Raw genomic sequence first — 12,636 nt, 5'->3', positions numbered from 1 at the left:
ATTATTTAATGAATAACATCTTCTTCGATTTCACGATGTTACCCGCTTCCAGCCGGTAGAGATAAACTCCTGAAGCGACTGATCGGCCCATCTGATCTTTGCCGTCCCACTGGACATGATACACGCCGCGGCCCTGAGTTGTGTTGGCCAAAGTACGGACTTCCTGTCCGAGTAAATTGTATACTTTGAGTACGACACGGCCTTCGCTCGGAACTTCGTAACGAATGGTCGTGGAGGGGTTGAACGGATTCGGATAATTCTGGCTTAAAGTAAATTCTTTTGGAACGTAAACGTAGTCCGGATTGTAGAATACAGCTACTCGGCTGCCTTTGAAGAGCGCAGCTACTTTTCCATTAACGCCTTCGCCGCCGGTATGCTTCCACGAGCCGTCGGCATATTCATACAGTCCGATTTTAGCATCCTCAAAATCGGCATAACGTGACTTCAATGCCTCAAGTGCACCTGTGTAGTTGGCTTCTACATTGACGCCGTTATTGGAACCGGTGACCAGCATCTCGACCGACTCGCCGATCATCATCCAGTTTGGCGGTGTAGTTTCGGCGGGAGCCAGATTCATCAAGAGGTAACCGTCTCCGCTGCCGCTGACCTTGTAATTTGCAAAGGTTGTCGCTTTCGATAAAGGCGACACGTTGTATGTTCTGTTTATCGCAGTGCCTGCGTTTGAATTCAAATCGGATCCATTGGCCACTACATTTAAGCTGCCGGCCGATGAAAGAGCATACGTTCCGAAAAATATATTGCTCTGTTTGGTCAGGGTCACGGAAGAACTGTTGACTGCAAGCGATGCAGTACTAAGGTTTTCATTTCCTGATACGGCAAAGCGAACGACATTGACCACAGGCGAAGCTAATGCGCCAAGAGTCAATACAGGCGGCGTTACGTCGGCCAGCGCGACGTTGAGCGACCTTATGTTGGATTTATAAATGACGCCATTCTTGTATGACCAAACTTCAATGGTTATCTTCTTTGTTTGCGTGACCGTATAATTGACCACATCGTTGCCCGTGGCGCCGTTGGCGGCCAATGTTTGATAGGCCGCGCTGTCGACGCGCACCACAGTGGAATCGTAGAGAGAACGGTAGGTCAGACTGATCGGCACGGTGTTGCCGTTTTGCTGAAGGCCGTTAAGCACCGGAGTTATCGTCAACGGGAATGGAATTGCAGGAATATCTACGCTCCAGATACCGCGTCCGTGTGAAGCCAGAACCACCTGTTGATCTACAATCCACATTTCCCAGATCGCGAGAGCGGGCAATCCGTTATTGGCGTAGTTCCATGTAGCGCCGTTATCTGTTGAGATAAAGAGCCCGATTTCCGTGCCTGCCCATATTTCGTTCGGATTGTGCGGCATGACAAGCAAGCAATACGTGGCGACATCAGGGAAACCATTCGTACTCGTGGTACTGCTTCCATTGAATCCGGTAATATCCTGCCAGCTTTGGCCGCGATTGGTCGTGCGCAGAATTTTCGGCTGTTTCGAAACAGAGAATAATGCATACGCGGTATTATCGTCGGTTGCATGAGTGGCCATCCCGCTCAGTCGCCACGAGGCGGTCGGATAACTGGCGGTTTCTGTAAAAGTAACTCCGCCGTCTATAGAGACAAAAACTTTTGCAGTACTGCTCATCGTCTTTCCCGCCCAGACAACTTGAGGATTTATGACCGAGATTTCCACAAACGTTGCGCCGTTTGGAATCCATCCCCATTTTGCCGTGCTGATACCCGATGACAGCGCCCAACTGGACCCGAAATTGGTAGAGCGCCACACGCCGCTGCCCCCGGTCGTGAAGACAATATCGGGTTCCATCTTGGAGCGGCCGATCTGAGTAATGAATGGGCTGTTTGTTCCGTTCACATCCAGTAAACCCGTCGTGGATTGGACGAAACTCGCGCCGCCATTCGATGATTTATAAATGCGATTATCATACAAACTTCCAAGTACGAGATTAGAATTGGTATAGTGCCAAGCCGCGTCAAACCCATCTCCGCCGATCTTGAAACTCCAGTTGGAAGTGAACGTTGGGTTGATCGGAGATAACCACGATCCGTTATCCTGAGTGCCTCCCATGTACTGATCGCCGCCCGGTTTCTTGTCGACGCCATAGAATTGAGTCGTGTTATAGCCGAAGATCGAATTCTGATCGATACCCCAGGTCTTGCCGCCATTGGACGAGTAAGCCAGGCCCCCGTCGTTGGCATTGAGTATCGCAAAAGAATTGGTTCCCTGGTCTATAGGAATAATCACCAGATTGTGATGATCCGGATGAACGTTGTCATTTGCGCCGCCATACGCGCCATACGGATCACTTACTGAAACCAGTGAATCATTACGCAACACGATACTTCCCCAATTAAAGGTCATAGTCGCTGTCGGCAAGGAGCCGGGATTCCAAGTAGCTCCATCAGGCAAACTTGGACCGATCTCATATATTGTTTTGTACTTGCAGCCGGAAAGACCGGAAATGAAGGCATTAGGAGTTGTAGAGCTGTAAGGTACAGCGTGAATAAACAGATACTCTCTATAAGTTCCGTCCGCGGGGGAAGGCGAAAGATCAAACTGGCCGTTTCGGTTTTCATCCCGAAATGAGACCATTAACTGTTGAGTATTTGTAATATCCCATACTTCAAATGGAATGTCTACATAATTCTTGAAATGGTATTGTGAGGCAATCTGGCCTGCGCCTTGTGATTCGGTCGTGTCTTGGTGTGCTTTCTGAGTCTTGCCCGGACCAAAACGTAACTGGACAGAAACAAATTCGTTGACATTTAAATTGGATGCAGTGGCAGTTCCAAATCCTTCGTTAATCCCTATTTCAACACCGCCGCCCATATAACTTAGCCCGAAATTGGTAAAAGCCAAGAAACCGCCCGTTCCTATAGTATCAATACCTAATAGTCCAACGCTTTGCGAGGAGCCCGTTAACATGATACACTTGCTTATATTGACCCCTCCAACAAAAACCGTATCCTTTCCGTATGGATGTACGGCAATGGTGTTGTCATACCATCCTTGGGTTCCGGCCGAACTGCCAAGCCAATGTTGATAATTCTTTGGCAGTACTTTTTCCCAGTTCACTCCCGCATCATCTGAGACATATAAGAATGAACTGTCTCCAACTTCGGCTGAGATATACAAACGCGTCGGATCAGTAGGCGCAATAGCGATTTCCATTCGGCCTGCGCCGGTAATTCCGCTCGAACTTGTCCAAGAATCACCGGCATTGGTTGATCGAATGACGCCGGTTGCATTAATCGTGGCCCATTGTTTATCAAAATCCGCCGGGTCGGCAATAATATGCTGAACCCGGCCGGCGGGGCCGTAGACTGTAGTCCACGACGTGCCGCCGTTGGTCGATTTGTAAATACCGTTATTCGTAGAGGCTAAAACGATGTTCGGATCGCTTGGACTGACGATGATACGATTGATGTTTTGAAAATTGGCCACGCCGGCGGTGGAGACCAGCTGCGTCCATGTTTCGCCGTGATCGGTCGATTTCAGAATGCCGTCGCCGTCGATCGCGTCGCCATTGAAGAAACCCTCACCGGTCCCTGCATATATAATGTCGGAATTAGACGCTGCCATAGTAAGCACGGTCGTAGCCAGATTTGGGATATCAGGGGTTTTATTCACCCAGGATGTTCCTTTGTTGGTTGTTTTCCATATACCGCCGCCGACAGAACCCGCCCACCATGTACTGTTTGTGACGTCGGCCGGGTCCACGATGAGCCCGCGGGTACGTCCGCCGACATTGGCCGGGCCTCGTTCTACCCAGTTTAGGGCGCCGGCTTTACTCAGCCGTTTCGACGATTTCGACAAAAGCGGATAATCAATAATGCCCGCTTTCTTGAGTTCTATCATTTTGTAATTTAATTCATAGGACGACTTGTCCGATCCGACCGGAGTACGAATCTGTTTTTGAAATTCGGCGTATGCGTCCGGCCGATCCGATTTTTTCCCTTCTTTCCGCGAGCCCTCTTTTTCGCCTTTAGCATCGATCGCCGTATCCGTAGAATATTTCTTACGAACCACATCCGTGGTGGCAATGATGTATAACGTGACCGCGAGGCCGGCAAGAAGAAAGATCCTAATCAGTAATGATTTTTGATTCATGGGACTTACCCTTTCTAAATTATTAGTTTTCTACTTTATCTGATATTCTTTGTTTTGTAATTACGTCGAATTTATATGTTCCGAAGTGCGGCACGGCAGGATCTTTGGAATCTAGACCAAGCGTATAGCTTACTTCAATTGCATGGTCATTGATCCAGCGAACACTTCCATCGACCACAGTCTCCTCCATGACAATCGCATCGTTTTTTATGTCATAGACAAAAAAACGGACCCTGTGCAGCGGTTTGAGCGCCGTCGGTTTAGATGCATTGACGCACAGGACGAAAGACTTGCTTTCGTTATAAACGTAATCCACGTTTTCCTTATATTTTTCGATAGCCAGAGACTTGTATTTTTCCTGTGCTTCTTTGGATGATGCGCAGGAAAAAACAAGAAAAATTATGATCAGAAAGGGTATTTGAAGCTTCATCGGATAGATAACCTTTTTTTGTCAAAAAAAGTCAATTGCATTCAGATTAAAGTTGCCGAAATGAGGTGTAATGGCGACACTGACGTGTGGGAAAAACTTAGCACAGTTCACATGTAAAGTCAAGGATTTTAGATGAGAATTTTTAGCAGAAGTGTCCAACGTGGACTAAAATCACCGCCGAATTCCCCCCGCGGACGCGGGAGGAATTCTCCTCATCTCTTGTTACCCCTTCCCAAAAGTAAAAAGAGAAGCGGCGGCGATTTTTTGAGCTTTGATTGCTCTTCGAACAAAAGTTCGATTTTAGGCCTTTTTACAGGCTTTTGGTTGGAAACCCCAATTTTGTTTCTTGTATTTCCCTGTTTATATAAGTGCGAGGCAGGCCAAAAAACTTACAATAAATCTTTTATTTTTTTTACTGCAGAGGACGCAAAGATCATGGCAAGTAGTTCAGTGAATACTCTGCGTCCTTTGCCTGCCTTCGCCGAAGCGCTTCGCGCAGGCAGGCGGTTAATAGTTTTCATTGTATGATCGCAAATTTAACTAACCGTTTTCCTTCCGCCGATTCCACGAGTGCGATGTACATGCCGCTGGCAACGTACCGCCCGTTTGACGTTTTTAAGTCCCACCGTTCGATGGAAGTCGCGTCGTCTGCGGGCGAGTAAGTCTCATCATACGGACGGTTATTCACACGATCGTTATTCGACGAAGAATTATGATTCAATGTGCGAACCAGATCACCCGCAACGGTAAATATCTTGATCGTGCAGGATGATGGGAGATTGGTGAACTTGATCAGTTTATCGAGCGACGTTTCGTACGACGAATACTTGTAAAAGGGGTTGGGCACAACTTTGATGTTCTTCACAGTAGAAGCAACCGTCTTGAAAGGCACGACGGAGACGGCATTGGCTAAAATGGACGATTCCAATGACACAGGTAAGCCTGCGGGCTTGGGAATATATATTCCATCAAAAAGCATACTGTCCGGCCCGGCGATATAGGGCTGTGCGTCGTAGGCTGTGACGGAATAAAAATAATTCTGTCCGTTGGTCAGATTGGAATCGACATAATGATAGACAAGGCCTGAATTGGAACCTAAGTTAACATCCTCGATATCCAAATGATTATTCGTATTGATGAAGCGGTTGGTAATGATGCCGAGCGAATCGACTTTATCATATTGGGCAAGTAAAGAAAAACTTCCTTCCAACCCGGTGAGGCTTCGATACACACGATACCCTTGAAAATCACGTTTGACATAATCCGCGTTATATCCATTGGCAACGGTGATACCGAGTAACTCACCTGCAAGGTCATCCGATACTTCCGCATTATTCTGCCAGGTGAGTGTGACGCGTCCATCTAAAGCAGTAACCGAAAGATTCGGAATTTCCGGAGGCGCCGGAGCGGGGAAGCCTGCGTCAAAAAAAGCCTGAGCAATATCATCGGTGGCAAAGAGATTGGCCACGGCATTGAGGCGGCTGGGTCCCACAGCGCCAATAATGCCAACCCATATTTCCTGTGAACATCCTGCTTTGATCGTAAAAGGGCCGGTGCCGATCAGGATACGCCAGTTCGCTGAACCTTCGCCTGGAATTGGGGGTCCATCTGGAATTTGGACACAATCTCCTAAGTTGAATGGTCTGCCACGAAACACAAAATAATCCTCGAGACCGCAACCGGATTTCAGAGTGCCGGTCGGCGTATGAACGCCGCGAATTAAATCGTAGCGTTCTCTGTCATCAGTCGGGTCCATATAGTCAAACGTGGGCGAGTATCCATACTGCTCTGTGAACGCCGTTGTTGTCACGGCGCCTAAGGCTATCCGATCGCCCGTAAGCAATTCTGCGGCGAACCGATTTTGTTCGGGGTCGTAAATGCGAATCGTTTTGTTGTTCTGATTACGAAGAAAATCACGAGTTGGAATCTCTGCTGCTTCAACAATAGGACCTTGCATAATATCAAATCCGACAGCCTTATCGTTGGGTGTTTCGATAAGACGCTTACCTTCAAATCTATACAGATACTCACCGTACAAATTATAAACATATTCCATGTTGCGCGTCGTATCTGTTCCGATGATATCATTGTCGGAGTAACCTACATCAGCATCTGACCACGCACCGAAATATGTTTGCGGATAATCGGAATTGGTCTTGTTTTCAAAAATGAATCGAAGATATACCGTATCGCCGATCTTGGGGCCATTGAAAGCATACGATTCCAAAGTGACCTGTATTCCCAATCCGGGATCGGGGCTTTCCTGCAGAGATTCTTGATTGAGAGAGGTGTCAAGATCATTGAACACCGCCCAGGTCTGCGCATCGGCAATCAGAGCCGGACGACCGAAGGCATCGTGTAATGCGTCCTCTGGCCAGTCTGTATGGTGTTCACGATCGATCAGATAAACCTTTTGGGACGGCAATGACGGGTCTTCCGCAGTTAGCTGATCGAATGAAACATGGGAATTGGTAATTCTTCCCGGCTGAAATTCAGAGTTGTATTCGACCTCGCTTACAACCGGAATGCCGTTCTTGATGGTTCCAATATAAAATCCACCTGCATGGATGAGAGTTCCTCCGCTGCCTCTTGGAAATTCTCCGCCGCCACGGTTGTTGTCAAGTCCGTCATTCATATAACTGCCGTTATTGCGCATGACGTACGACCAGTTGTTGTAGTTGACGAAGACGAGATCGATAATGTCAGGTTTTCGCAGAGAGATCTTATTCTTTCCTTTTTCTCCGCTTCGTGCGATACCAAATCCAGCGACGCAGGCTAGAGTCAGCATAAGAAGCAAAGATACGAACTTTATTGTATTGAGCCGCATCTTAAGTCATCCTGTCAGAGACCGTTTGGATTGAATACGTTTAAACCGCCGCCGAAAGTGGCGATCCAGACGTTATTCTTTTTATCAAATGCGATACCGGTAATATTATTGGATGAAAGCCCTGAATTCTCTGTATTGTAAACAACCCATTGAGTGTTGTCATAGTATGCAACGCCCAGATCGGTGCCGATCCACATATGATCTTCCTTATCAAAAGCGATCGTCTGGATCTGGTTGCTTGGGAGTCCTGAATTTGCGGTATCATAAACGGCCCAGCCGGTGCCGTTGAATCGAACTAAGCCGGACTTGTTCGTTCCAATCCAAACGACGTTATTATCATCGACGGCTATGTCCAGCAGATATTGATTGGGGACGCCAAAGTCTGCTATTCGATAGATCACAGAATTCTGTCCGCGTAACTCTACAATCTGACCATAGCTGCACAGCCACACGTAGGAGTTACGTGCAATGGCAATGTGGTCGCCGTAAAGATTAAAAGGTGTCCAATTGTATTCGGGATCAAGCTTATTAACATAGGGAGTACATGTCCATATGCTGTTATCCGAAGCAACGGCAATATCTTGTATGCGTGACCCGGAATAAATAGAAGGAAGAGATCCATTTTCAAAATGAAACAATCCCGAATCGGTTGCCGCCCAGATTGTATTGAAGTGGTCAACGGCAATGGTATAGACGGTTCTGTTAAAAGGTGCAGGATTAGTTGTGGTGTGATGGGTCCACAGTTTGCCGTCAAATTCCGTCACATCACCGTAAAAATTTCCAGTCCAAACGTGATCATCAGAATCAACCGTAACGCATAGGACGTAATTATTGATCAGTGCAGAATTATTCAATGTATACGCATTCCATTTTACGGGTAGCTCTTTTTCTTTGGAGTCGCACGCAGCAAAAATCATTATAGAAAAAATAATGTAGGTAGTGTTTTTCATGACGCACCGATTAGTTTATTGTATGATCGCAAATTTTATTAACCGTTTTCCTTCCGCCGATTCCACGAGCGCGATATACATGCCGCTGGCGACGTAGCGGCCGTTGGCCGTTTTCAAGTCCCATCGTTCGATGGAGGTCGCATCGCTTGAGGGTGAATAACTTTCATCATACGGGCGGTTATTCACACGGTCATTGTCCGAAGCTGAATTATGATTCAATGTGCGAACCAGATCACCCGCAACGGTGAATATCTTGATCGTGCACGATGACGGGAGATTGGTGAACTTGATCAGCTTATCCAATGACGTTTCGAACGACGAATACTTGTAAAAGGGGTTGGGGACGACTTTGATGTTCTTCACGGATGATGCGATGGATTTAAGAGGTACTAAGGAAACCGCATTGGATAAAACAGAGGACTCCAATGAAACTGGAAGCCCGTCAGGTTTCAGAATATATTTTCCGTCGAAGAGTATGCTGTCGGGCCCGGCGATATAGGGCTGGGCGTCGTACGCAGTAACAGAGTAAAAGTAATTCTGTCCGTTCGTCAGATTGGAATCGGTGTATGAGTAGCTTAGGCCGGTATTGGAACCTAAGTTTATGTCTGAGATCTCGATATTATTATTGGCATTCAGGAACCGATAGGAGATGGTTCCCAGAGAATCGATCTTGTCGTATTGAGCGAGGAGTTCGTAACTGTCTTGTAACCCGGTCAAACTTCGATACACACGGTAGCCCTGGAAATCCGATTTTACATAATCAGCAGAAAATCCGCTGTCGACACGAATACCTAATAATTCACCCGCCAGGTCTTCCGATACTTCCGCATTATTCTGCCAGGTGAGAACGGTCTTTCCGTCGAGCGGGGTGACCGTGAGGTTCGGGACTTCCGGAGGCGAAGGAGCGGGAAATCCCGCATCGAAGAACGACTGGGCGAGATCATCGGTTTCCCAAAGATTACCCACGGCATCCAAACGATCAACTCCCTTAGCTCCGATCACGCCAACCCATATTTCCTGCGACTCACCGGCTTTAATAGTGAAAGGGCCGGTATTCAGCAAGGTTCGAGCATCAGTTCTCCATCCATAAAAATCAATAATGATTGGATTGTTATCACCAGCAACATCACACGATCCTTGTTCTGTGAGAGGGTTACCGCGAAACATGAAATAATCCTCAAACCCGCATGGACCCCATTTCATGATTCCAATGGTTTGATCAGCACCACGCATAAGATTATATCGTCCGACATCATTGGTCGGAATTGAACCAAACAGATGTGCCACTGAAGATACCGCCCCCAAGGCAATGTGATCATCTGCAATAGCTTCACTGACAAAAGTATTCTTTTTAGGGTTATATCTGATAATTTTCTTGTTGTTTTGATACCTTAAAGCGTCTCGGGGAGGTATCTCTGCGGTATAGACAACAGGCCCCTGCAGAATATCAAATCCAACAGAAAAATCATTACCGGGTCCTTCGTTAGTATTATTATACACATATTCCATACCGCGAGTTGTGTCCGTTCCGACAAGGTCGTTTTTGATGTCATTCCCTACATCCGGATCGCTCCATACTCCAAAATAGGATTGTGTGTAGTCTGAATTGGTTTTGTTGGTGAGAATATACCGCATGAATACAACATCGCCGATCTTGGGGCCATTGAAAGCATACGATTCCAAAGTGACCTGTATTCCCAATCCGGGATCGAGGCTTTCCTTCAGAGATTCTTGATTGAGAGAGGTGTCAAGATCATTGAACACCGCCCAGGTCTGCGCATCGGCAATCAGAGCCGGACGACCGAATGCATCGTGTAATGCGTCCTCTGGCCAGTCTGTACGGTGTTCACGATCGATCAGATAAACCTTTTGGGACGGCAATGACGGGTCTTCCGCAGTTAGCTGATCGAATGAAACGTGGGAATTGGTAATTCTTCCGGGCTGAAATTCAGAGTTGTATTCGACCTCGCTTACAACCGGAATGCCGTTCTTGATGGTTCCAATGTAGAATCCTCCTGCACGGACAATGGTTTTCCCGCTGCCTCTTGGAAATTCTCCGCCGCCACGGTTGTTGTCAAGTCCGTCATTCATATAACTGCCGTTATTGCGCATGACGTACGACCAGTTGTTGTAGTTGACGAAGACGAGATCGATAATGTCAGGTTTTCGCAGAGAGATCTTATTCTTTCCGTCTGTGCGGGAGAAACCAGTCGAGAAAAGGCTGATCCATGTTAAGAGGATTAAAATTGTGATTATAACTTTTTTCATATCTCATCTGCATATATTTTAACCGCAAAGGACGCAAAGCGCGCAAAGGTTTCTTTGCGTTCTCTGCGCTCTTTGCGGTTAGTTGTCTTCATTGTATCACCGCAAACTTAACCAACTTCTTTCCTACCGAAGATTCCACGAGCGCGATATACATGCCGCTGGCAACGTAACGCCCGTTAGCGGTTTTCAAATCCCATCGTTCGATCGAGGTTGCATCGCTTGAGGGTGAATAACTTTCATCATACGGGCGGTTATTCACACGGTCATTGTCCGAAGCTGAATTATGATTCAATGTGCGAACCAGATCACCCGCAACGGTGAATATCTTGATCGTGCACGATGACGGGAGATTGGTGAACTTGATCAGTTTATCGAACGACGTTTCGAATGATGAATATTTGTAAAACGGATTGGGTACGACTTTGATATCTTTCAGTGCACGTTTAACATCGGACTTTGATGCCGCAGTGCGAGCTGTGGTGGAGTAGGTGAAGACGTCGTTGGTTGTGATGACATGATTGGCAAGAATATGGAACGTACCGTCATCGGGTATATTACGGTAGATCGTGTCCTGCTCAGCTAATGTGATGGTTGATCCTCCGTCGCTTCCGGGAAGTGTGGCATGCTTTGCTAATTCGTTCCAGGTGTACCCATCATAAAACATCGGTGCCATGTCAAACAAGAACATGGCCGGAATTTCAATAAGGTTGTGTCCCCAGATCACGGCGTCCTGAGTTCCGCTATCGTAAGGCCTGTTTGTGATAGTGGTGTAAACGCGCGTTTGAGGGCCGGTGCCGTCACCGCCTAACGTATTATCGAGATACCAGCCGTTCAGATCATTTGCATCACGTACAACCACATTCACTTCACGCGGCGTTGCGTCGCCATCTCTGGGGTCCACTTCGTAGGCTTTGAAGGGTGCAAGGAAGGTCTCATTGACAATACCCAAAGCGCCCGTATGTCCGTACACCGTAGACCAACCGCTCGGGTTATTACTGAATACAATATCGACGTTCAATATCGTATCGGATGGACTTGGAGCGACGGTCAACCCGCCGGAAAATTGTTCGAATCCGAGATTAACGCCGGTCATCCATCGCGAACCCGTTCCCGTGCTACTCGTATAACTCCAAGCTAATACTTCCGAAGGAGGCCCATACGCTTTTATAAATATTCCTTCACAAACTCCAACCAGTTCCATCTCTGTGGGGGAACCGATTATAGATGTGTTGAAAAATTGAGCGCTCGCCGAAGTGACGGTATAGGATGTGCTGAAGAATCGGTCATCAAAGATCGAATCGCCGTTGATCAGATTTCTATCGGCGTCCATGTCAAGAATTCCGTTGCCCCCGTCGATCCAGGTTTGCGGATCGTCTACTTTTGAAGAAAGGGCTAAAACATTTCCATCTCTGCGCACTTCAAACACCATCTGACCGGCCTGTGTGGTTCCATTATACACAATCCTTTTATGATCTGCGGAATCCGGTAAGTAATGAAACGTTACGGAATAGGATCCGTCAACGACCACATCGGGATCGACCACTTCAAGCTGTAAGTAACCGCTGGACAAACCGGCGGCGTGATGCGCCATAGAAGAATCGGCCATCGCATCGTAGCGGAATGACGAACTTAGTTTCTGCGGCACGGCGGACACGGTATTTGACAAGATGGATGATTCGAGGGACACGGGGATGCCTGAGGGTTTCAGAATTAATTTTCCGTCAAAAAGCATACTGTCCGGCCCGGCGATATAGGGCTGTGCGTCGTAGGCTGTGACGGAATAAAAATAATTCTGTCCGTTGGTCAGATTGGAATCGATGAAGCTGTATCGCAATCCGGAATTGGTGCCGAAATTCAACTCGGCAATTTCAAGATTTGAATTATTATTTAGAAATCGATACGACAGAAGTCCAAGCGTATCTACCGCATCGTACTGCGCCCGCAGCTGAAAACTCCCATCCAACCCGGTGAGACTTCGGTACACACGATACCCTTGAAAATCACGTTTGACATAATCGGCGTTATATCC

At 47.3% G+C, this 12,636-nt stretch carries 5 protein-coding genes; all 5 read right to left on the bottom strand.

What is annotated here, in order from left to right; translation table 11 throughout:
- Position 1: 1 nt before the first annotated feature.
- The 5 genes from F9K33_12080 to F9K33_12060 all read right to left on the bottom strand — a co-directional run bounded on the left by F9K33_12080 (position 2) and on the right by F9K33_12060 (position 10,607).
- Positions 2-4,132 (bottom strand): T9SS type A sorting domain-containing protein, encoded by a 4,131-nt coding sequence (locus F9K33_12080; GenBank protein ID KAB2878693.1) that lies wholly within the window; start codon positions 4,130-4,132, stop codon positions 2-4.
- Positions 4,133-4,154: 22 nt separating this feature from the next.
- Entirely contained in the window at positions 4,155-4,562 is a 408-nt protein-coding gene (locus F9K33_12075; protein KAB2878692.1) for a hypothetical protein, read from the bottom strand.
- Between the two features lie 517 nt (positions 4,563-5,079).
- Entirely contained in the window at positions 5,080-7,389 is a 2,310-nt protein-coding gene (locus tag F9K33_12070; protein KAB2878691.1) for a hypothetical protein, read from the bottom strand.
- 14 nt (positions 7,390-7,403) lie between these two features.
- Positions 7,404-8,339: a hypothetical protein gene (locus F9K33_12065; GenBank protein KAB2878690.1), complete on the bottom strand. Its 936-nt coding sequence runs from the start codon at positions 8,337-8,339 to the stop codon at positions 7,404-7,406.
- A gap of 15 nt (positions 8,340-8,354) precedes the next feature.
- Positions 8,355-10,607, bottom strand: a complete 2,253-nt coding sequence (locus F9K33_12060) for a hypothetical protein (protein KAB2878689.1) — start codon at positions 10,605-10,607, stop codon at positions 8,355-8,357.
- Positions 10,608-12,636 lie beyond the last annotated feature (2,029 nt).

It is taken from the genome of bacterium (assembly GCA_008933615.1).
Lineage (GTDB): Bacteria > CLD3 > CLD3 > SB21 > SB21 > SB21.
The sequence above is the reverse complement of the archived record's forward strand: the minus strand, read 5'-3'. Positions and strand labels throughout refer to the sequence as shown.

Excerpts from the sequence above, each read along its gene's own strand:
- F9K33_12070 (KAB2878691.1), bottom strand. The coding sequence starts at position 7,389 with ATGCGGCTCAATACAATAAAGTTCGTATCTTTGCTTCTTATGCTGACT.
- F9K33_12065 (KAB2878690.1), bottom strand. The coding sequence starts at position 8,339 with ATGAAAAACACTACCTACATTATTTTTTCTATAATGATTTTTGCTGCG.
- F9K33_12060 (KAB2878689.1), bottom strand. The coding sequence starts at position 10,607 with ATGAAAAAAGTTATAATCACAATTTTAATCCTCTTAACATGGATCAGC.
- F9K33_12080 (KAB2878693.1), bottom strand. The coding sequence starts at position 4,132 with ATGAATCAAAAATCATTACTGATTAGGATCTTTCTTCTTGCCGGCCTC.
- F9K33_12075 (KAB2878692.1), bottom strand. The coding sequence starts at position 4,562 with ATGAAGCTTCAAATACCCTTTCTGATCATAATTTTTCTTGTTTTTTCC.